Below are 22,649 nucleotides of genomic sequence, written 5' to 3' on the forward strand. Positions count from 1 at the left end.
CCAGAAAATCGAAGTCGCAGGCGCGAGCGCCGCGGGTTTGTCCGTGGCCGATGACGCCTTTGTCGTTGCGATTGGCCGTGCACTGATCCGCAACGGAACAGGGGGCGATTCTTCAATGTCGTCGATCTGGTCATCCGCCTGGAACCGAAGACACATAGCGGCAAGCAAAGGCGGCCAATCAATTATCTCAATCGACTCGACTTCATCATTCTCGACGAATTCGGCTATCTGCCATTTGCGCAGGCAGGCGGCCAACTCCTGTTCCATCTGATCAGCAGGCTGCACGAGCGCACTTCGATCATCGTCACCACGAACCTGGCCCTTGGAGAGTGGCCGACAGTGTTCGGCGATGCCAAGATGACGACCGCGCGCCTCGACCGTCTGACCCATCACTGCGAGATCCTCGAAACCGGAAACGAGCCCTGGCGCTACAAGAACCGCTCTCAAAGCTGAAGCCGAAGACTGTCATCACTCGCACTTGGCCTATGCTCCAGCGCTGACTGCCACTCACTTGGCTCTGCCGACCTCGCCAACATAATCGCTAGTGACACCGCAAAAGGAGGTGACTGTTCTCAGGTGAGACGATGTGGTTGGATGCGCTACACGTCCATGCCGTCGCTGCGGACTTGGATCGGGCCCCGCTGAGCAGAGGTGCCGAGCACCGCTTGGAGGCCCGGGTCGTTCTGGCGCAGACGTTCCTCCATCCATCGGATCGCCCAGTCGTAGGTATCCGAAAACAATTCGGAATGCCTGCTCCAATCCATGAAGCTGATCGTGCTCGAAACCGGCGGACAGACCAAAACATCCTCTTCGCCAATCGCAATGTCCTGCGGCCGGTGCGCCAGCATGCTGGCAGCAATCACGTGAATCACGCTGGGCACCTTTGGCAAGCTGGCACGACCGAAAGGATTTAGCCAGGCGAGCGCCAACTGGGAAGCTCCGGGGATGCGGTCATAGTCGATTTGATATTTCTGGGGTCCACCCGACTCCAAGCTCACGACGACATTGGGTCCGGTCTTGAGTTCCTTCATTTGCTCCAGTGGCAGATTGTTCATAATCCCACCATCCACCAGCATATCGCCGTCAGTCGTAAAGAACGGCGGCAGGACCCCCGGGATCGAGCCGGACGCCCGAACGGCCCGCCACAGCTTTCCATGGCGATGAACATGGGGCTGACGACTGCTCAGATTGGTCGAAAGCGCAAAGAAGGGAAGCCAAAGATCCTCGATCAGAACGTCGCCGTACTCCGCCTGAAGGGCTCGATCGAACGCTTTGTGATCGAGGAGCGCGAAATGCGGTAATGTGGGTCGGCGAAAAGCCCGGCTCTTAATGAATATGTTGTGCGTGCCTCGGTCGATCTCATCCGCATCCAAGCCACGGGCAAAGCCGGCCATCATTGCCGCTCCGGAACTCGTCCCGCCGAGATAGTCGAAGCAAGCGCCCGCCTCAAGGAAGGCCTTGTAAACGCCCAGATGGACGCTGCCGAGGGACCCACCCCCCGCCGCCACGAAACCCCTTGCGTTGCCGGAAATGAATCGAGCCAGGCGTTGCATGTCGGACCCGTCCACTAGCGCAACATGATGATGATGGCCAACATGAGGACGCTCGTTAAGCCATTCAGTGGTACCGGAGACCACTGCCGAGCGATTGTCGTGAACCAGGACGAGCCGCGCGGTCGATGGTGGATGGACCGATAGCGCCAGCTGCTCGGACAGGTTCATGCAGGGCGAAGAGGACGCGCTGGCAACCAACAGGACGCTATCCGCCTGGCGAATGCAGACGCGAGTCCATTCATTGGGCTCTTCATCGGCGACATAAACGATGATTTCGGTTTTGGCCTCGAGTTCATTCAACCAGTTGAGGACCGGCTGATCGTCGATCGGAAGACCGGCGAACCGCGCTTCAATGTCAGCCCGGGCAAGGAACTGAACGCGCGCGCGTTCATCGAACGCTTTCCGCAGGTGCCCGATGAAAACTGGTGAAATGCGACTTCCGCCGGCTGGAATGACCACAAGCGTCCGGATCTTGGCAGGTCTCTTGGGAAGCGATGAATTCGGAGCCTGCATGGCGAACCGGCGCGCCAGAAACGTCGTGACCGCCTGTCGTAGGCTCGGCAAGGCCTCGGCCGCTTTCTCGAACTGGTTGCCGCGGATTTCAAGAACGATCGAATCGCGCGCTGCAAGAACGGTGGCCATACGGGGCAGCCCCGCGAAGAAACCGACCTCACCGACGAGTTCGCCTTGGCCAATCTCGGCGACCCAACCGGCTGAATCTTCATTGTGCACCGTAAAGCGGCCAGACAGCACTATGAAGAACCGGTCCGATGGATCACCTTCGCGAACCAGGACCTCACCGCGTCGCAGGACCCGCCGGTCGGATTCGGCAGCCAAAGCCTCAAGTGCCGCCAAAGACGCCCGATCGAACATCAATGTCGCCGACAGCAATCTCGCCGCAAGGGAATCGACGGAGGCCATTTAACCACTCCTCGAGACGAGTTCGCTCCGGCTAACTGTAATGCGTCCCGCACGAACACGGATAATCGCACAGCCGCACAGAAAATTTCACTGCCCATAGTACAGAATGGCGTCTTATACTACCTTTACGCGCAAGCGGTGGCATACATCCTGCCCCGGGTCCGCGCCAATCAGCGCTACCGCCAGACCATTCGCGAACTTATGCGACACACCTTCCACCAGCTCAACGATCTACCGCGAACATCCTAGCGAGGATGAGGACGGATACCGCAGATCTATGGGGCCATTACAAACGCAAGAAATTCGTGCCCAGTCGCCGGCTTCCGCAGGCTTCACCCACGCCCTACGTCACGCAGCGGAGCTCATTTCACCTATCGTCGCCTGGATCTTTGGAGCAAACACGCGTTTGAGCACAACGTAAAGCACGGGAGTCGAGTATAGCGTCAACACTTGGCTGACGAGGGGTCCTCCCAGGACAGCCACACCCAGCGGTTGGCGCAATTCTGCCCCTGTTCCAAATTCTATCATCAAGGGAATGACTGCGGCCGTTGAATGGAAATCGCTACGAAGCCCACGGGCAGACTTTAACCCTCCGCGCCTGAGCATCATCCAAATTCACAGAATCACCACAAGACGGCGGTCGTCGAACGAGTTTTCAGCAGCCTATTTCCGCCGCCTATTAATGTGTAACTTGGGAAGCTGCCGACATCAATTCCTCGGAATTCGGTGCGCTGAACGTATTGAGGCCAGCCTCCAGAACTTCAGTGAAGCTCCAGCGTACGATGCCCGCCCGGTCGATCAGGAACTGACCGACAAGCTGCCCCTGGCTGGAAGCCATCGCCCGCTGATCGGCTTCCGTAATCTCATATCCTTCCTTCTTGTTGAGAAACTCGTCCATTGCCATGACATCCATAGGCTCGGGCAACTCGCCCGGGAGATGGACCCGTATCGCCATGACCGTGTCCATCCCGACCTCGCGCAAGCCGAAAGCACGGTGCGAGGCCCGCTCCGGGTCGGATGCGGCGAGAAGATCGGGGACGGGGTGGTAACGGAAATAGAGCCGCGCCCGCTCGACCGGCGTAATGACGACCGCCAGGCATTCGACGCCTTTCTCACGCAGGGCCGGCTTGAGTTGCGCCATTGCCGCGACATGGCGCCGGCAGAACGGACAATGCAGGCCGCGAAACATACCGATCAACAACGGGTTACGGCCTCGAAAATCATCGAGCGCGATCTTGCCGTCGCGCGATATCGCATCGAGCACTATATTCGGGGCCTGGTCGCCCGGCTGCAGCGGGCGGTCGACACTACTCATGGACATGGACTACCTCCTCGCCCCGGATCAGTCAGGAAAAGGCAGCACACCCAGCTTCGGCATTGAGCCTATGCTGGGGGCGCAAAACTTCCTGCGCCAGAGCAAAAATAGCGTTCGGCCTCTGCCATATTGTCGAGGTCGTGATTACGCGCTGCAAGCCCATCATAACACGAAAAAGCATCCATGCTCGCGAAGATCGAAGTCGTCGGGGGCGCTGACATGAAGGGCGTATTGACCTCCTGTTTCGAGTTCAATGCGGCACCATTCACATGAGCGCGCTTGCCGGCATCGATGTGCTGAGCCCGGCGGACCGACCCACGAAATGCCAGCCGAGGAGCGACGGCACGCCTCAATTCGGCGCGCCCTGATCGGACAGTCAATCGATAGACGATGGGTTGTGCAAAGTGTGAGTTGACCGTTTTCGATGGCGAGGCGACACTTGTAACCTGCAGCAAGGCGGGAGGAAAAAATGATGGCCGAGCCAGACCCCTGGCGCCACATGGCAAGCGCGCCGAAGAACGGCAGTCGGATCCTCGTGACGATCCGCCCGTCCGAACAGGGGGCGGCAGAAGTTGACCTCGCGTATTGGTCGAATGGCGATCAGTTCGGTGCAGAAGGCTGGCGCGCCTCTGATTCCTCGCCCGGCCGCATCATCGAATATGCCGAGCCGGAATTGAAGTGTTGGATGCCGATGCCCTCGGCCAATCTCAATCGCACCTCGATGCCCTCACCCTGGGAAGGCGACGACGAGCGAGAGCTCGACGGCTCAGGGATTTAACAACTCGCGCCGCCATGTTGCGAAGATGATACGCAGAGAGTGGCGAAATCCAGTTGAGCTAGCCACAACCATCCTTGCGCTGGAAACATCTTTATCTTCGGAAGTGCCATGCGCGAGCTCGGTATTTCGAAGTACCTCTCGTAATCCTATTCATCATGACTGTGTTTGGCTGACTTCCTCGTAAACGACGGGGTCAAAAGAACTTTTAAGACGTGCCCCCGCAGCCTGTGGAGCGCCTAATCTCAATCCGATGTAAACGTCGCCTTGAAGGGATCCGAACCGGCGATCCACCCTTCGTGCTTTAACGTTTCGATTGGAATCGGCCTGCCGCCCCTTCTCAGCTTGGCACGGTGGATGAGTCGAGGCCCGCCGGGGGAATACCTTTCCCTGCCTTCCTGCGGGTCATTTCGCGGCAGCGTTGTCGCCGAGATAGCCGTTGATGAGGCCGGAGAGGATATGCGCCAGCCGCGGCTCGACGTCGACGACAGCATGGGCAAGGAGCGGCTCCTCGCGGTAGAGCCGAGCCACATCCGGCCCCGGCGTCGCCATCTGCCAGAGCGCGCCGGCTATGCTGGAAGGCCCTGCAAGCGATGCCCAGCCCCTGCCCCGCTAGAGCGGCGTCAAGGGCGAGAGTCGTCTGATTGTACCTGGAGCCGAAAGGCATATCGTTCGCATGAAAATAGTTCTGTCAATGGTCGTAGGCGTCGTGAAGGAGCGGAAACTCGCGCATTTGCGAAGGCGAAAGTGGCAGCGGGACGCCGCTGACAAGATCCGGACTGGCCACGATGATCAATTCCTGTTCAAATAGCAGACGAGTGTCCCATCACCCAGTTCCCTGGCAATCTCGCGGAGATCGATCGAACGGTCCCCTCTTCATCGCGCTCCATTAGACAGCTATAGCCTGCGACATCAGCCGCAAGAATAACCGCCAGCTTCCTTATGGGTTCGGTAGATGAAACCAGTCCGTCATCGTCGGGCATTGCGGGAGCGTACGCCCCGCCAGTTCTGCCTTCAGGCAAGAAGGTTTCCCTTGATGTTCGGTGTCGAATCATGGCCTGACGACACCCAACTTCCAACGATGAAGTCTCCGAGAGATCAGTGACTATCCGGACCCTGCATCCATTGCGGGATATCCCGCTTGGCATGAAGCACGCGCCAAACGTCGATATAGTCAGCCTGCTCGCGATAGAAAACGAGGTAGGGGTAACTCTTCAAATAGACGTTCCGCAAGTCAGGTAATCCCAATTCATATGAATACCGCAATGAGCCAGATTCTGGATGGCTCGCGATCAAATCGTAAGCCGCTTGAAGAGCGTCGATAAATCCGAGGGCAACTTCAATTCCCGCCTCGCCTGCGTAATAGTCGACGGCCGCTTCGGCATCATTGCGAGCCAATTCACGTGGAATAATCCGCTTGTTACTCACTTGGCCTGCCGACTACGAACTCGTTCGCGCAACCTGGTGAAATACTCAGCGTCGGCCGGTTCAGCCTGATCAGAGGAAGCACCGTCAAGCAACAGCCTGCGCAATGTGAGCCGGTCCTGATCTCGACGAATCAACTCCCGAATATACTCGCTGCTCGTCCCATAGCCCCTCCCGGCGACTTGCTCATCGACGAAGCTCTTCAGATAGTCCGGTAGGGAAATGTTCATTGTGCTCATGGGAACGAGAATACCTTCCTTGGCAAAAATTGGCAATGACTGCCGTTTCAACAACTCGCACCGGACGCGGCACCTAACGCGGTGGCGTGCACCTTCGCGCGGGTTCCCGTCGATATCGGCCGATGCAGGTCCATAGAGGCGTTATCGGTGAGTAAGTTGGGAAGCTAATTTCGGCTCGGTCGGTTCTTTCGGCGTCGGTCGCCACTACTGCACCCTCGCGGATCAGAATTGGTCGAACGATTTCGCCTTCGAGGTACTAAAAGCGTCGCGCCGGACTTTTGGAACTCGGCAGCAAGATCGGCCCAGGTTCGACGCGTCGTCTCGTGCCCTGTTTGATCCCGTTGCGAGCGAAGAGTTTGTTCTCAAGCGCATCGTCAATGAGTTCGCCCGGCAAGAGCCAGCTCAATCCAATTGCTGCTGCGCGCTAAAGGTTATCCTGTACCGTACTTCGTGCAATTCCCAATACGCCCGTGATCTCGGGAACTGGTCCCGCTTCCGGCAACCGCATTTGTCGTAGCAGTCTCATGGTCAGCCTTCTCTTTGTCGGCATCAAAATCTCCGCGTTTATCGTGGAGCACTTGATGCCAGAGTTGCTGACCCAGGGGAATGTTCAGTGCCCAAAACCGGCCTGTCTTTGATTGGAATAGTGCCGGTTTCAAATGGGAATGCCGGCCGGCTCCACGTCGGAATCCGCAACGCCAACAGGCAAGATCAGCTTGGCCATTGCCAAGTGTTTATGCGCGATGTGCCACGGTCGTGCTATCCTTGCTCGCAGCGAGGTGATTGTCATGTCTGACATCGCGGCTTGGCTGGCCCGCCTCGGGCTGGACAAGTACATAGATGCGTTCACCGCCAACGAAGTTGATTCAGATGCGCTTCGACATCTCAGCGATGATGACCTGAGAGAGCTGGGTTTACCCCTAGGCCCGCGTCGTAAGGTTCTGGCAGCGATTGGCGCATTGGCCGACAACACCATGTCGCCAGCGAGTTCCGTGTGTGCCCCAGAGCCGCTCCGGCACGAAGCCGAGCGGCGACAACTGACCGTGATGTTTATTGACCTTGTGGGTTCGACTGAGCTGTCACAGCGGCTCGATCCGGAGGAAATGCGCGACGTCTTCCGTGGATACCAGAGTGCCGTGTCGGCGGAAATTGCACGCTACGAGGGCTATGTGGCCAAGCTCATGGGCGATGGCGTGCTCGCCTATTTCGGTTGGCCGAAGGCGCATGAAGACGATGCCGAACGGGCCGTGCGGGCCGGCCTGGCGGCAGCGGCGTCGACCGCCAGGCTGACGCCCCCCTTGTTGGGCGAATCCCTTGCAGCCCGTATTGGCATTGCCACCGGTCTCGTCGTGGTCGGCGACCTGATTGGCGAAGGAGCAGCACAGGAGCAAGCGGTGGTTGGCGAGACGCCCAACCTCGCGGCACGCCTGCAGGCCCTTGCCAAGCCAAACACCATCGTGATCGCTGCCGGTACCCAGCGGCTGGTTGTCGGGTTGTTTGAGATGATCGATCTCGGTCTCCAGCAGCTCAAGGGCTTCGCAACGCCCGTCCCCGCCTGGCGCATCATCGGCGAGGCTGATACGGAGGGGCGTTTTGATGCGCTGCACGGCGTCGCGACACCGCTGGTGGGGCGATTGGAGGAACTCGATCTTCTGCTTCAGCGCTGGCGGCAGGCTCGGGCAGGTAAAGGCCAGGCGGTGATGCTGTCGGGCGAACCGGGCATTGGCAAGTCGCGGCTGACTGCCGCGTTGGAAGAGCGATTGATGGCCGAGCCGCACGCACGGTTGCGTTACTTCTGCACTCCGTACCACATCAACAGCCCGCTCTACCCCGTGATCCAGCAGCTTGGACGCGCTGCCGGACTCGGCGGAAACGACAGCGCGAGCACGAAGCTCGACAAGCTCGAGTTATTGATGCTCCAATCGGTCGCGGACAAGACTGAAGTAGGCCCGCTTTTGGCTGCCCTGCTTTCGATCGACTTCACCGGCCGCTATCCACCGATCAAACTGACACCGCAATCGCAGAAGGCCCGCACGCTAAGGGTGCTCATCCAACAGCTTGAAGGGATCGCGGCCTACCAACCTGTTTTGATCGTCGTCGAGGACACTCACTGGATCGACCCGACGACGGGCGAGTGGCTCGACATGCTCGTTGACCGCTTGCGCTCCCTGCCAGTGCTTCTCATCGTCACCTTTCGTCCCGAATTCCGGCCGCCTTGGCTGGAATTGTCACATGTGACGCCGATACCGCTCAGCAGTCTCGGGCGAGATGCGGGAGCGGCAATCATACACCGTATAACGGGCGGCAAGATCCTGCCATCGGAGGTCACCAACCACATCCTCGCCAAAACCGAAGGCGTACCGCTGTTTGTCGAGGAGCTGACCAAGACGGTTCTCGAATCAGACTTCCTTGTCGAGGCTGGCAATCACTATCGATTGACAGGCCCATTGGTCCTATCAGCCATTCCGTCAACGCTGCGAGACTCATTGATGGCTCGCCTCGATCGACTCTCCTCGGTCAAGAACGTGGCTCAGATCGGCGCGTGCATCGGTCGCGTCTTTCACTATCGGCTGCTGGCCGCCGTCACCGGAACTGATGCCGCCATGCTCAGCGATGATCTTCAAGATCTGGAAAAATCCGGGCTCGTCTTTCGAAGCGGCGTCGTCCCCGAAGCTACCTACGTCTTCAAGCATGCACTGGTGCAGGACGCCGCCTATCAGAGTCTGCTCAAGAGGCGGCGACACCAGATCCACGCGATCATCGCGTCAACGCTGGAAGCGCAGTTTCCGGAAGTTGCCGAGATCGAGCCTGAGACGCTCGCGCATCACTACACGGCCGCCGGGCTTGCCGACCAGGGCGGAGCGTACTGGCTGAAGGCTGGGCAGCAGGCACTGAAGCGATCGGCGAATGTCGAAGCCATGGCCCACCTCGGCAACGGGTTGGGGCTGGTCGCGTCCCTGCCCGGCACCGAGGCCCGCTTACGGCGCGAAATTCATTTGCACAATGCCATGGGAGTGGCCGCAATGGCTATTAAAGGTTGGGGCGCTCCGGAAGTGCTGCGCGCCTTCTCGTCGGCACGCAAACTTTGCGAGAAACTGGCCGATAGCAAAGAGCTCTTCGTCGCGGTTCGGGGCGAAGCCTCATACCACATGGTATCCGGGCATCTGCGCGAGGCCGATGACCTCGGCTGTCAATGTCTGCAGATCGCTCAGTCCGCGAATGATTTAGACCTTCTCCTCGAAGCGCATCATCAGTTGTGGGCGACCAAATTCTACATGGGAGACTATCTAGCCGCGGAGAAGCACGCAGACTGGGGAATGGCGACCTACGACCCAGACAGGGATCATCGTCTGACTTATATCTACACAGGCCATGATCCCGGCGTTTGTTGCCGGAACTTCTCTGCGATGATGCTCTGGATTCGTGGGTATCCAGACCAGGCTCTTCAGCGCGGTCGAGAGGGGATGTCGCTGGCGGAGCGAGAATCCCATTCCGTCACAATTGCCGTCGCGCAGTCCACCCTGGCCTTTGTCCATCTCCTGCGGCGCGAACCCGAGGCTGGACTTGAATGGGCGCAACGGCAACTTGAAGTAGCCATTAAATTCGACTTGCCGCTCTTGGCAGGGACAGCCCGTTTCCACGTTGGTTGGGCGCTCGCCCAGCAAGGAGAATTGCAGGACGGTATCCAGGAAATGCGCAAGGCGGTCGAAGGAATTGCCGCGACCGGCGCAGAGGCGGGCATGAACTTTTATCTTTGTGTCCTCGCGCAAGCTTACGGTGAGCTCGGCGACGCAAGCGAGGGGTTGACCCTGCTGGAGAAGGCGTTCGGCATCATCGCCAAATCCGGCACGAAGCATCTGCTGCCTGAGTTGCTGCGCACGAAGGGTGAGCTGTTGTCGCGGCGGCATGCGCACGACGATGCCGTTGAGGGATGGTTTCAGCAATCTCTGATGGCCGCTCGCTCCGAGAGCACGAAATTACCGGAGCTGAGAGCCGCAACAAGCCTCGCGCGCCTCTACATGGACCGCGGCCGGGACAAAGAGAGCCGAAGCCTTCTCAACCCCGTCTACGCCTGGTTCACTGAAGGCTTTGATACCCGCGACCTTGTCGATGCCAAGGAGTTGCTCGACCAGCTTGCGGATCGCCGCTGATAGGTCGGCTGCGCGACGTTGCAGATTTCCGCCCCCGCGGACCCTCGTGGATACGAGAGGCGGACGCGTGCGACACATGTGCGGTCCCGGTGACGGTTCGGTTCCCGTCAATACATTACGCGATGATAGAGACCCGTAACGAGAACACGGCCTGTCACCGAGATCCGGGGTGTATATTGACGGCCGGTGACTTTGCGCTCGGCGACCCTTTTGTGCTTCCACAGCCGGATCTCCAGCGCTGCAGTTTTTTCATCCTTCTCTCATGCCATGGCAGATCGTGCCGGAATTGGAACCGCCGATGCCGCGGCTCAGGATAGCGACGCGGGCGCCTTTTTGGACTGCTCACGCCCTCATCTTTCCAGTCCCGTTCGATCCTTCCTTTTCGTATTGACGAATCGGTCATTATGATTTTATAGTCAATACTGAGGAATGGGAGTGGAGGAGGACTACCAATGAAGCTGCAAGCTTCGGGCGGTGCGATCAGACCGTTTTTCTACGGCGTCGAAATCGAGCATTTCGACTCGCGGACCGCACCGATATGGTAGCCATAAGATCCAGAGTGAACCGGCAGGTTCTCAGGACCGTCCTTGTTGCTCTGCCCAAAGTGCTCAACCACACGGCGTCCCGCGCTCCGGCGTTTGCTGAGCGGCTGAAGCAGCGCGACGTCATCGCCTGGATCGGTCTCCAGGACGGCAGCATCGGCCGCATCGTGGAAATCCGAGGTGGCAGATTCCGCTCCCGTGCGGGTTCGGCAGCCCAGGCCGAAGTGAGCATGGCGTTCAAGGATGTTGCGACTGCCTTCAAACTGCTGCTCCCCAATCGCGATCAGGGCGAGATCATCCACGCGGCCAAGAACTTCAAGGTGGTTACCGCCGGACCGGACGAACTGGTCGTCTGGTTCACGCAGACCCTCAACATGAGCGAGACCGCCGGCGTGGCCATGGGAACACCAATGCCCGATGGCAGCCATCGCTTAACCACCTGCACCAATGGTGGGCCCCTGTTCGTTTACGTCAAGGACGGCCGTATCCTGCGGGTCACGCCCATCGAGTTCGACAACACGGACCCGGCCACCTGGGTGATCGAAGCCCGTGGCCGCAAGTTCAGCCCGCCCCGGCGTGCACTGGTAGCCCCCCACGCTCTGACAATGAAATCCCTCGTCTACTCGGACAAGCGTATCCTCCACCCGATGAAGCGGGTGGATTTCGACCCCAATGGCGAACGCAATCCGCAGAACCGCGGCAAATCCGGTTACGTGCGGATCAGTTGGGACGAGGCGTTGGACATCGTCGCCACGGAGATCAATCGGCAAAAGCGCGTCCACGGGCCAGGTTCCATCACCTTCCCGATGTCGTCCCACCACCAATGGGGCAATGTGGGTTATTACCTGAGCTCGCTGATGCGGTTCGCCAATTTGATCGGCTTTACCCGGGTTGCCGCCAACCCGGACAGCTGGGAGGGCTGGTACTGGGGCGCAATGCACCATTTCGGCAATTCAATGCGGGTCGGCGTGCCTGCGGGCTATGGCGGGGTGGAGGACTGCCTCAAGGAAGCCGAGATGATCGTCTTTTGGTCTTGCGATCCCGAAAGCACAAATGGAGCCTATGCGGGGTTCGAGGGCACAACGCGTCGTCTATGGGCCAAGGAACTCGGCATTGAGTTCGTGCATATCGACCCGCATTGCAATCCGACGGCCCAGTTGCTGGGCGGACGCTGGTTTCCAGTCCGTCCGCAGACCGATGCGGCCTTGGCCCAGGCGATCATGTATGTCTGGGTCACGGAAGGCCTCTATGACGAGGAGTACGTCGCGACCCGCACCACCGGCTTCGACGAATGGAAGGCTTACCTGCTGGGTGAAACCGATGGCGTTCCGAAGACCCCCGAATGGCAGGAGGCCGAGACCGGCATCCCTGCCAGAGACGTGCGCGCGCTGGCCCGCAAGTGGGGCGGCAAGAAGGTCTATCTAGCCGTCGGCATGACCGGCACCGGCTTCGGCGGCGCAGGCCGAGGCGCGACCGGTGCGCAATGGGCGCGCTGCATGATCATGATGATGGCGATGCAGGGCTGGGGCAAGCCGGGCATCAATTTCGGCGGTCTCCAGATCGGGGTCCCGCACGACCTGCATTTCTATTTCCCGGGCTATGCAGATGGCGGGATTTCCGGCGACCTGGCGTGGACCGGCAATGCCGTGAACAATTATCAGCGCATGCCGCACATCCTGACGATGAATCCCGTCAAGCAGATGGTGCCGCGCCAGCAACTGCCCGATGCGATCATCAACGGCGAGGCCACCGGCTACCTCTGGGACGGCATGGCCCAGGAGGCCCAGTTCGCGCCCTTCAGCTATCCCATGGCGGGCTACTCGCCGATCCACATGATCTACCGCTACGGTGGATCGTCCCTGAGCACCGTGACACGATCGGGACGCTGGGTCGACGCCTATCGGCACGAGAGCATCGAGTTTGTGGTGAACCAGTCCATCTGGATGGAGGGCGAGGCCCAGTTTGCCGATATCATCCTGCCGGCCTGCACCTCATTGGAGCGCTGGGATATAGGAGAATGGGCGAATTCCGGAGGCTACGCCCATCACGGCGTCAACGTCGTCAACCATCGTGTCATCACCCTCCAGCATAAGTGCATCGAGCCCTTGGGCGAGTCGAAGTCCGACTACGCGATTTTCACCGCCATCCTGACCCGGCTGGGCCTGGGTGCCGTCTTCACCGAGGGCTGCAGCGAGCTCGACTGGGTAAAGCGGGTGTTCGATTCGTCAGATCTGCCCAGCGAAGTTTCCTGGAAGCAATTCTGTCGCAAGGGCTACTACGTCGTGCCGCCCGAAAAGCCGGAACTGCGCCAGCCGGTCGACATGCGCTGGTTCGCCGAGGCAAGGCGCAAGGATCTGCCGGAACCGCTTCCGATGCCATCCCAGTATGCCGAACAGTTCGGCATGGGCCTGCAGACGCCGAGCGGCAAACTGGAATTCGTGCCGGAGGTCCTCAAGCGCAACACCGCAAACAATCCGGACCGGCCACCGGTCAATCGCTACATTCCCTCTTGGGAAGGGCTGCGCACCACCAAGCTGACGGAGCGCTATCCGCTGCAGATGATTGCCACGCACAGCCGCTATAGCTTCCACACCAGCATGGACGGCAAGAACAGCGCGGTCAATCAGGTGGACGACCATCGCGCCTTGGTTGCAGGCCATCGCTTCTGGTTGCTGCGTCTCAACCCGACCGATGCCGCCGCCCGGGGCATTGGCCATCGTGACCTGGTGAAAGTCTTCAATGACCGCGGCGCCGTTATCTGCGCCGCCGACATTTCGCCCCTGGTCACTCCGGGCGTCGTCAAGTCCTATGAGGCCAGCGCCGAGTTCCAGCTTATCGAACTTGCGGGAGAGACCATCGAGATCGGCGGCTGCCTGAACATCCTTACCCCGGACCGATCGCAGACCCGGGGAACCAGCAGCATGGCTCCCAACTCCTGCCTTGTGCAAATCGAGAAGTGGCAGAACGCGGACGCCTTCAAAATGGCTGCGCGGCGTAGGAGGAAGTCTTGAGCAAGTGGAACCTGATCATCAGCGTCGGCCGCTGCGAGAACTGCTATAATTGCGTGATCGCGGACCGGGACGAACATGTCGGCAACGACTTTCCGGGCTATTCGGCGCCGGCCGCTGCCGTGGGTGAGAGCACGATCCGCATCCTGCGCCGAGCGCAGGGCAGCGTGCCTATGGTGGAGACCACCTATTTACCAGTGATGTGCAACCACTGCGATGACGCGCCCTGCATACGCTATGCGGGCGACGCCATTCGCAAACGAGACGACGGCATCGTTATTATAGATCCTGAGAAGGCTCGTGGCCGCAAGGACATTCTCGGCTCGTGTCCGTACCGGGCAATCGTCTGGAACGAGGAGCAGCAGGTGCCGCAGACCTGGATCTTCGACGCCCACCTGCTGGATCAGGGCTGGCAGCGGCCTCGCTGCCAGCAGAGTTGTCCGACGGAGGTCTTCGAAGCGGTGAAACTCGATGACGTCGCCATGGGGCGGATGGCGGCCACCGAGGGGCTCAAGGTGCAAAAGCCCGAGCTCGGGACCAAACCCCGCGTCTGGTACCGGGGTCTGGAACGGTGGGAGACAAGCTTCATCGGCGGCAGCGTCAGCGCCGACATCGCCGGGGTGTTGGAATGTCTCGAAGGGGCGGAGGTCACCCTGTCCCAGGGAGGCAAAGTTCTCACGAAGACAGTCACCGACGGCTTCGGCGACTTTCGCTTCGACGGTCTGGTCGGGGATGGAGGCACGTATCGTGTCGAAGTGTCCCACGCCCAAGGCAGCCTTTGGCGCGACTGCGTCCTATCCGAGAGCGTCTATCTGGGTGAACTGAGGTTGACCCGCCCCGGCGCTGCAGACGCGCGGGGGGCCGCCGATGCTTGATAGTGATAATTGCCGCTCGGACATGGACCAGCGGCGAACCGGCCGGCAGGAGAGCCGGGGAACGAACGTTGCCCGCATTCTCAGTGCAGCAGAGACTTTGTGCGCGATCTATGGATCCGGCAAAACGAACGTGTGCGACATCGCCAGCTACCTCAAGATGTCGCCAGCAAATGTCTACAGGTTCTTCCCTTCCAAACTGGCGATATACGACGAGCTTGTTGCGCGGGTTCTCGAAAACAATTTTCCCGTAATGCAACCCGGCTCCGGAAGATTTACGAGTGCAGAAACGCTCCGAGAGTTCATGCTGGGGCTGCATAGACGTGTTCTTGCTCTCATGCGGGATGAGGAAAAGATATTCGAGCTGCTCACGGTCGCCGATGATGAGCGCTGGCCTGCTTTCGAGGCACACGCAACACGTGTGAGAGACGCCGTCGCTGGACTTGTCGAAGAGGGCGTCCGTGCACAGGAATTTCGACAACAGGACAGTCGATGGGCCGCTGAATGCCTTTGCGCGTCAACTGCGTCCCTCTGGGGACCCAAAGCGATCAAGAATCTCCAGCTCAGGCACCCGCTCATTACGCCCGAAGACCTGGTTTCCTTCAGTGTTGAGGCTCTCCGTGACGGTCCAGCTGGCGATGATTGCCGGCACCAGTCTCGCTGCAGTGCTTCTGCTGCTGCAGGCCCATAAGACCTGGGGGATGGCGCCTCCGACGCGGCGGAGTTCGTGCTCCAGGCACTTGAGATCGAGCCGGAGGAAGCTCGTCGCATCGCAAATTTGGAGTTGCCGCCGCCGTTCAATTGAGCCGGCGCGGATCTATAGGGAGGAAGATCACTATGCTCGCAAATACACGTGGTGGCGTCGGTCGCCCCATTGTCGCTTTGTCCGATGTTGAGGCATTCGAGCAAATCCCGCTGCTGGACCGTAACCTTCCGGCAAGCACCTACGAGATGCTTGCGCGCGGCGCGGCTGTCGCGCCGGATCAGCCTGCCCTGTCCTTCTTTCTGCGCTCCGACAACTTCCGTGATCCCTTCGTCTGGACGCATGCCGAGCTCCTCGCTGACATCACGAGGACAGCCAATGCCCTGCGGCGGCTGGGAATCGGCCGCAACGACGTCGTGGCATTCGTGCTACCCAATCTGCCCGAGGCTCATTTCGTGATCTGGGGCGGCGAAGCGGCGGGCGTCGCCTTCGCGATCAATCCGCTGCTTGAAGCGGGACAGATCTCCGAGCTCCTCATTACCGGGCAGGCAAAGTGGCTCGTCACCCTGGCCCCATTTCCGGGAACCGACATCTGGCAGAAGGCGATCAACGCGGCGGCGAATGTGCCGGACTTGCAAGGAATTCTAACCGTCAGTTTCGCACCGTATCTCCGCGGAACCGCCGAGGAAGCGACGGAGGTTTGCTCGCAAGCCCCTGATGTCGATGGTCTTTCCATCCCCGTTCTCAGCCTGCGTCAGGAAATTGCCGCGGAACGCGGCGACGGGTTGACCTTCGAGATGCCCAGGCCCGAGGATACCTCTTCTTACTTCTGCACAGGCGGCACGACCGGGCTGCCCAAGATCGCCGCGCGCACCCATTTGTCGGAGGTGTTCGACGCCTGGTCCACCCAAGCCTTCATCGGGAGTGTGTTCGCACCGGGCAAGACGATCTTCTGCGGCCTGCCGCTCTTCCACGTCAATGGGCAGTTGGTGACGGGCCTCATCCCGTGGTCGCAAGGCGGACATGTCGTCATGGGCACGCCGCAGGGCTATCGCGGAGAGGGAGTTATTCCGTCCTTTTGGGAGATCGTCGAACACTATCGGGTCGTGGCTTTCTCGGGCGTTCCGACTGTGTATTCGGCACTGCTGCAGGTGCCGGTCGGCGGCCGTGACATTTCGAGCGTCGGCTACGGTTTTTGCGGCGCGGCTCCGATGCCCGTGGAACTGTTCCGCAATTTCGAAAAGACGATCGGAATCCGCATTCTGGAGGCCTATGGCCTGACGGAAGGCGCCTGTGTTTCCAGTGTCAATCCGCCGGAAGGCGAGCGACGTGTCGGCTCGATCGGCCTGCGTCTCCCCTACCAGCAAATGGCAGTGGTCAGACTTGACGATTCGGACGGCTTCATCGGATTCGCCGGGACGGAAGAGGTCGGCGTGCTCGCGATCCACGGGCCGAATGTCTTCGCCGGCTATATCAATGCCGAACACAACAAGGGCCTCTGGCTTGAGATTGACGGCAAGCGCTGGCTGAACACCGGCGATCTCGCCCGCCAGGACACGGACGGTTACTTCTGGCTGACGGGTCGCAAGAAGGAGCTTATTATCCGGGGCGGCCATAACATCGATCCCAAGCTGATCGAAAATGCAGTGCAAGATCACCCGGCGGTGCAACTCGCCGCAGCGGTGGGAAGACCCGATGAGCGCGCGGGAGAACTGCCGGTGCTCTACGTTCAATTGAAGCCGGCGGCGACCGCGACGGAGGCGGATCTGCTTGCCCATGCCGTCGGCCGTATTCCAGAGCGCGCTGCGCATCCCAAAGCGGTCCGGATTCTGGCCGCGCTGCCCGTCACACCCGTCGGCAAGATCTTCAAGCCAGCATTGTCGATGCTGGAGATCGAGGATGTCGTACGTCAGGAGGCGTCGGCGTCCGGCGTGAAGCTCGTGTCGCTTTCGGTCGTTCAAGACCCCCGGCTCGGCCTGCTTGCAAGAATTGCAGCCGATGGCGATCCAGGCCCGCTCCGCGAAAAACTGGGTCGTTTTGCCTTTAAGGCGCAATTCCTCTGAACACTCACGAGAAGAAAAGGAAGCCAGTCATGGCGATCAATCTTGCCCGTTACGAGACCGGGGCGCCAGCACTCTCGTGGGCACACCAGCAGCCAGGAAACCAGTCATGAACGCTCCAACTCGGATCCCCGTCACCAACCTTCAGCACCACGTCTTCTACGTTACCGACCTGGAGCGCTCAAAGTCTTTCTATACCAAGGTCTTCGACCTGCAGTTCTCCGCTCTCAACCATCCGGACAGCAGCGCCGCAATGCGTTTGTCGCAGCAGGAAATGCACTTCTTCTCGTTCGGCTTCCACCATCACGACATCTGCCTGGTGAAGCATCACAAGCTGAAGATGGACAACAATTCGATGCTGCACTTCACGCTGGCAGTGAAGGACGCAGGGGCATTCGACGAAGTCAGACGCCGCGCACGAGACATGGACTTATCGATCCGTGAGGGGCGCATGCTCGCCTCCGCGCGCCCTGCATCGCGGGCGTTTTGCCTCCAGGACCCTGACAAGCACTGGATCGAGATCATTGAGGAGCCCACAAGATGAGCAATACTGCTTTCGTTCCCCCGAACGTCCTGCCCCCATTCAAGCTACGCTTCGCGGGCCTCCTGAAGCGGAAATGGTTTCGCGAAATGGTGCTGTTGTGGCCGACGCTGACGAAGCGGCGGTTCTCCAACAAGACTGAGGACTACGGCGTCTTCAAACCTTCGCTCGCTTCTCACATCGGGCAGCTCTCCATCTTCGTGCGCGACATCGCGCGAAGCCGGGGCTGGTACGAGCAAGTTGCCGGCATGATCCACAGCCGCACCTGCGAGCCGGAACCGCATCCGTTCAAGGAAGGGTGGCGCATTCGCTGCTGCTACATGAGTGCAACTGACCACGAGGAATGCCTCGTGCTCGTCGAGGAATACGATCCCTCCGGCAGGATTACCGTACCTTCGGGCATGAGCTTCTTCCATTTCGCGCTCGAGGTGAAAGGAAACCAACTGGAGGATGTCCTGGCCTTTGCCAAGCAACAGCAGGCCGACGGATTCCAATTGAACTACGGTCCAGTCCGCCACAACAGCGAACCGCCATTGGGCGACGGCGAAACGGGCGGCAACGTCGCCTGCTATCTCTACGATCCCGACTGGCACAATGTCGAGTTCTGCGGGGCTATGGACACGATCGAGAACTATCGCGAGCGATACGGGGAACTCAAGGGCAAGGACCGCGCCTAACGCCGCTCCGACCTTCAAAGTGGTGTGAGGGGAGATTCGAGCCGCTTTCGAAGCGGCCCCTCAAGAAAGGAAACGAAATGGTAGTTAAAGTGACCCGATTTACGATCGGTGGAGAACCCTTGTGGGGAATTTTGGACGGAGAAGAGATCGCGCCGCTCCAGGGCATCTTCGCCTCGACCGCCGACATCCTGCGCCTTCCTCCCGCTGAGCTCAAGACGCGGACAGGCGCTGAACGTTTCCCGATCAGCTCTGCAAACATTCTGAGCCCCGTCACAGCGCCGGCGCAGATCGTTTGCCAGGGTCTGAACTATGCAGATCACGCAGATCAATCGGGCCATGCGCCACGCCAGAAAAACCTGCTCTTCATGAAGGCCGCCTCCTCGCTGTCCGGAGCGTTCGATCCCGTGATCCGGCCGGCCGGATGCCAGATGCTCGACTATGAAGTGGAACTCGGGCTTGTGCTGAAGCGACCACTAAGTGCAGGCGATCACGTAACCCGAGAGACCCTCGGCGATTTCATCGGCGGACTCGTCTTGTGCAACGACGTGTCAGCCCGCGACGTCATGTTCGGCGAGGCCTTCTTGCAATGGTTCCGTGGCAAAAGCGCCCGTACCTTCTGCCCTTGTGGTCCCTGGCTGGTCATTCCGGAAGCGGACGAGGTGGCGGATCTGCTCGACAGGATTGAGATCCGTCTCTGGCTGAACGACGAACTGCGGCAATCGGCCCATTCCCGGGACTTCGTCTTTCGCCCGGAAACCTGCCTCAACGACATCGCGTCTCTGATGGACCTGTCTGCGGGCGATCTGGTCCTAACAGGGACGCCGGGCGGCGTGATCCTGCAAGCGAGCGCCCCCCTCGCCCAGATCCTGACGACCAAGCTTTTCAAGGATTCCGACCGAAAGGAAGCGATCGTCCAGGAAGCGACCGCGCACGCACGTTACCTCGCACCCGGCGACATTATGCGCGCCGAAATGCGCACCGATGACAGCGCCGTCGATTTTGGCAGGCAGTTGCTCGAAGTCGTGGACGCGTGATCTCGGCGGGACCAGAACGCGCACGCCGTCGGCGCCCACACCACAACCCGATTGGCTGAGGGTCGCCTGCTGGTCTAGCCCCTTGACCTGGAGGTGCGGGCAGCGCGCAGGGCTGCAGGCAAAGTGAGCAATGCGCATTTCCTTGGGCTTTGTGGAAAAGCGACACGTCTCTGAGGAGGGAGACCCGCATGAAAGCTATTAATTTGTCGACCGGATTGTTCAGCTGTCTTTTGGTCACACCGGCGATGGGAGGAGGCTTCGATCTCCTGGGGCAGCCGAATGAAGCCCTTTTCGAGACGGGACGCTACGTCGAATTCGGGCTCGGCTTTGGCAGTCCGAACGTGGGGGGACAGATCATTGCCGCCGGGCCCCCGTTTGCTTCAGGCGATACGGCGCCCACGGTTCCATTCTACAATGGCGCCTTCAAGGCCGATATCAACGAACAGTTCTCAGGAGCGGTCATCGTAGACAGTCCTTATGGGCGCAGAGTCGAGTATGACAGCGGGCCGCTGTCCGGCCTGTCGGGAAAAGTCGAGTCGATCGCAGTCACAGGTTTGCTGCGTTACAAGCTCACGGAGCGTTTCAGCGTCTTCGGCGGACCCAGGCTGCAACGTATGGGTGGCGACACCGATATCTCGGTTTTCGTTGGCGGCGTGCCCGCCGGTATTGGCAACGTCACCTTTGACGACACCTGGGCGGCGGGCTACGTGGTCGGGGCGGCCTTTGAAATCCCGGAGAGCCATGTCCGGATCGCAGTCACATATAATTCCGCGATCGACTACGATTTCGACACGTCCGGTGCCTATCAAGGGACCACGGATGTCGAGACCCCGCAATCGGTCAACGTCCATCTCCAGGCGCCGATCAGCCTTTCCACGTTGCTCTTCGCGACGGTTCGCTGGGCCGATTGGAGCGAACACACGATCAATCCACCGGGCTACCCTTTGGGATCACTCGTCCACTTCAACGACACGACGACCTACACGCTCGGCGTGGCACAGATGTTCAGTGAACAATGGTCGGGTTTCACAACTCTGACATATGAGCCCTCGACTGACGTATCGGCTGAAGGGCCGCTCGACGCAACCGACGGTTTGTGGGGCGCCACGCTTGGGGCGATCTACACGAAGGACCAGGTGAAAATTACCACCGCCATCAGCTACCACCAGTTCGGTGATGCTTCGGGTTCGTTCGGAAACTTTACAGATAACGATCTAATCAGCGCCGCCGTCAAAGTGGGGTATTCGTTTTGACCTCGCTGCCGGAAACGCCATCGCGTACCTACCTCGGCTTCTGTTTGGGAGAGCGAGTTTCTGCAGGCTTCCATGCCGCACATCGCCCGACCAAGCAGAAACCTGCGCCTTGACGGCGCGCCAAACATAGGAGGCTCGGATTACAAGGCTAACGCCGGCGCAGGCGGCCCTCCTCGTGTTCACGGATGTCAATGAAGGCAAGACGGAGCGGTTCAAGCCGCATGCCTGGCTAACGCTTTCCACCCAGGTTTCACACTCCATTCTGACCATCCGTCCACCCATGTTTGGCGCGCGATGCTCTTGTCGCCGTTAATCGCTTCCGTCCTCAGGGTTCACTAGACATTTCCATGCGCTTTCGGGGTCTTCCAGAGATGGTCTGCACAGCAGTTCCTGCCTCAATACGAAATCCGCCCGTCCACGATCTGCCCGCTTGAAGGCGAAAGCTCGCGTTTCAACACTTCGCGTGCCTCGCCGCTAATGACCGATGCCGGAGCCGCAATCGCTACGCGTGCAGCCGACCCAGCGAAGTTGGCAGCCGCCACTCCCGCACGATCCGCGACTGTGACCCCGCCCCCCGAAAGCGATTGGCCGGCCAGACGCCGTCCGAGCAGACGCACGATCTCGGGGCTGTCGGCGAAGGCATTGTGACCCAGCGGATCGTTTGACGCGATAGCACTCGTGTCGATGACCGAAACGCCCAGTTCCTCCAGCGCGGCGGCATAGGGCCTAAGATCGGATCCTCCGACCCGTTCAACTCCGCCCGACAGAAAGCCCGAAACCTCGAGCGCCTTGTCTCGTGTCGAAGTCAAAATCGCAAAATGCGGCCGCTTTGGCCCCATTTCGATGAACTGTCGGCGAAACACATCGATATCGATGTCCGGTGATGCAAGGATAACATTCTTGATTTTGGCCGGGATCGATTTTTCGCGCATGGCAACACCGCGCAGCGCCTCCGCCGCGAGCCAGGTCCCCATCGAATGTGCGAGAATCGTCACGTCGTCGACATCGGGGCTTCGGGTAGCCTGAAGGATCAGGTCCTCCAAGGCCCGCCGCGAGTAGTTGGCGCTTTCCTTGTCATAAAGGTAGTCAAAAACGCGAGCCCGCGATGGCCAGGCGAAGAGAATCGGCGCCGCATCGGTGCCTGAGTCGTGAACGATCTGGCCGAAGCGAAAGACGGCGTCTGCGTAGGTATTGTTGAAACCATGGACAAAGATAAGCACCTGCCGCCTGGAGTTCCGATTCTCGCGAAACCATGCGAGAGCCTGCCCCTCCGTTGCGACCTTGCCAACGCTAAGGACTGCAAACTCCTTTTCCGGATTCGGCGGAACGCGTGAGGGCCATTGCACCTCGCCGATCTTGCGGTTTCGATCCGGAGGAATGGAGACGTTGACGTTGTTGAGCGAGATCGCCGTTCCCCGCTCGCCTGAATAGAGCCGGCCGGGATCGTCCGACGGCTTGCGCGTGGTCGCCACCAGCATGTTCACCCGGCTGGCGTCGCGCGCGGCCACCTGAGGAGGCTGAAGGACGTTCTCCACCCGGGTCGCGCAGCCGGTTATGGCGACGGACAGCATCACCAGCGC

15 protein-coding genes and 3 pseudogenes are annotated in these 22,649 nt (G+C 59.9%); 11 read left to right on the forward strand and 7 right to left on the reverse strand.

Going from position 1 to position 22,649, the window contains the following annotated elements; translation table 11 throughout:
- Positions 1-67: 67 nt before the first annotated feature.
- Positions 68-453 (forward strand): annotated as a pseudogene (locus tag ABIE33_RS16865) (ATP-binding protein); the annotation flags it as partial.
- A 146-nt stretch (positions 454-599) separates the two neighbouring features.
- Here ABIE33_RS16865 and ABIE33_RS16870 read toward each other — a convergent pair.
- From ABIE33_RS16870 to ABIE33_RS16880, 3 genes and pseudogenes are all read right to left on the reverse strand, one after another.
- The gene (locus ABIE33_RS16870; protein WP_429126980.1) at positions 600-2,474 is read right to left on the reverse strand and encodes a patatin-like phospholipase family protein; all 1,875 of its coding nucleotides are present in this window, start codon (positions 2,472-2,474) and stop codon (positions 600-602) included.
- Positions 2,475-2,822: 348 nt separating this feature from the next.
- Positions 2,823-3,011, reverse strand: a pseudogene (locus tag ABIE33_RS16875) (efflux RND transporter permease subunit); the annotation flags it as partial.
- A 142-nt stretch (positions 3,012-3,153) separates the two neighbouring features.
- Positions 3,154-3,795, reverse strand: a complete 642-nt coding sequence (locus ABIE33_RS16880; RefSeq protein ID WP_429126983.1) for a peroxiredoxin-like family protein — start codon at positions 3,793-3,795, stop codon at positions 3,154-3,156.
- 466 nt (positions 3,796-4,261) lie between these two features.
- Between ABIE33_RS16880 and ABIE33_RS16885 the strand changes: the two genes are divergently transcribed.
- Positions 4,262-4,567, forward strand: coding sequence for a hypothetical protein (locus tag ABIE33_RS16885; RefSeq protein ID WP_429126985.1), 306 nt, complete (start codon positions 4,262-4,264; stop codon positions 4,565-4,567).
- Positions 4,568-4,969: 402 nt separating this feature from the next.
- Here ABIE33_RS16885 and ABIE33_RS16890 read toward each other — a convergent pair.
- From ABIE33_RS16890 to ABIE33_RS16900, 3 genes and pseudogenes are all read right to left on the reverse strand, one after another.
- Positions 4,970-5,149, reverse strand: a pseudogene (locus ABIE33_RS16890) (hypothetical protein); the annotation flags it as partial.
- Between the two features lie 513 nt (positions 5,150-5,662).
- Entirely contained in the window at positions 5,663-5,992 is a 330-nt protein-coding gene (locus ABIE33_RS16895; protein ID WP_429126988.1) for a type II toxin-antitoxin system RelE/ParE family toxin, read from the reverse strand.
- Positions 5,989-6,228 (reverse strand): type II toxin-antitoxin system ParD family antitoxin, encoded by a 240-nt coding sequence (locus ABIE33_RS16900; protein ID WP_429126991.1) that lies wholly within the window; start codon positions 6,226-6,228, stop codon positions 5,989-5,991. Before ABIE33_RS16900 ends, ABIE33_RS16895 begins: the two co-directional genes overlap by 4 nt.
- Positions 6,229-7,016: 788 nt before the next feature.
- Here ABIE33_RS16900 and ABIE33_RS16905 point away from each other — a divergent pair.
- The 9 genes from ABIE33_RS16905 (at position 7,017) to ABIE33_RS16945 (ending at position 21,069) form a co-directional block, all read left to right on the forward strand.
- Positions 7,017-10,379, forward strand: a complete 3,363-nt coding sequence (locus ABIE33_RS16905) for an AAA family ATPase (RefSeq protein WP_429126994.1) — start codon at positions 7,017-7,019, stop codon at positions 10,377-10,379.
- A 772-nt stretch (positions 10,380-11,151) separates the two neighbouring features.
- A complete protein-coding gene (locus ABIE33_RS16910) occupies positions 11,152-13,932 on the forward strand; it encodes a molybdopterin-dependent oxidoreductase (RefSeq protein WP_429126996.1) in 2,781 nt (926 codons plus the stop codon).
- Entirely contained in the window at positions 13,929-14,804 is an 876-nt protein-coding gene (locus ABIE33_RS16915) for a 4Fe-4S dicluster domain-containing protein (RefSeq protein ID WP_429126999.1), read from the forward strand. Before ABIE33_RS16910 ends, ABIE33_RS16915 begins: the two co-directional genes overlap by 4 nt.
- Positions 14,797-15,492, forward strand: a complete 696-nt coding sequence (locus tag ABIE33_RS16920) for a TetR/AcrR family transcriptional regulator (RefSeq protein WP_429127002.1) — start codon at positions 14,797-14,799, stop codon at positions 15,490-15,492. Before ABIE33_RS16915 ends, ABIE33_RS16920 begins: the two co-directional genes overlap by 8 nt.
- A gap of 146 nt (positions 15,493-15,638) precedes the next feature.
- Positions 15,639-17,567, forward strand: coding sequence for an acyl-CoA synthetase (locus ABIE33_RS16925; RefSeq protein WP_429127005.1), 1,929 nt, complete (start codon positions 15,639-15,641; stop codon positions 17,565-17,567).
- A 106-nt stretch (positions 17,568-17,673) separates the two neighbouring features.
- Entirely contained in the window at positions 17,674-18,108 is a 435-nt protein-coding gene (locus ABIE33_RS16930) for a VOC family protein (RefSeq protein WP_429127008.1), read from the forward strand.
- Entirely contained in the window at positions 18,105-18,782 is a 678-nt protein-coding gene (locus tag ABIE33_RS16935) for a VOC family protein (protein ID WP_429127011.1), read from the forward strand. The genes ABIE33_RS16930 and ABIE33_RS16935 overlap by 4 nt, the downstream gene beginning before the upstream one ends.
- A 77-nt stretch (positions 18,783-18,859) precedes the next feature.
- Positions 18,860-19,816 (forward strand): fumarylacetoacetate hydrolase family protein, encoded by a 957-nt coding sequence (locus ABIE33_RS16940; protein ID WP_429127013.1) that lies wholly within the window; start codon positions 18,860-18,862, stop codon positions 19,814-19,816.
- Between the two features lie 188 nt (positions 19,817-20,004).
- A complete protein-coding gene (locus tag ABIE33_RS16945; protein WP_429127016.1) occupies positions 20,005-21,069 on the forward strand; it encodes an OmpP1/FadL family transporter in 1,065 nt (354 codons plus the stop codon).
- 395 nt (positions 21,070-21,464) lie between these two features.
- Here ABIE33_RS16945 and ABIE33_RS16950 read toward each other — a convergent pair whose 3' ends face one another.
- Positions 21,465-22,640: an alpha/beta hydrolase gene (locus ABIE33_RS16950; protein ID WP_429127019.1), complete on the reverse strand. Its 1,176-nt coding sequence runs from the start codon at positions 22,638-22,640 to the stop codon at positions 21,465-21,467.
- Positions 22,641-22,649: the final 9 nt, after the last annotated feature.

Origin of the sequence: Ensifer sp. 4252 (assembly GCF_050434565.1) — a bacterium.
Lineage (GTDB): Bacteria > Pseudomonadota > Alphaproteobacteria > Rhizobiales > Rhizobiaceae > Ensifer.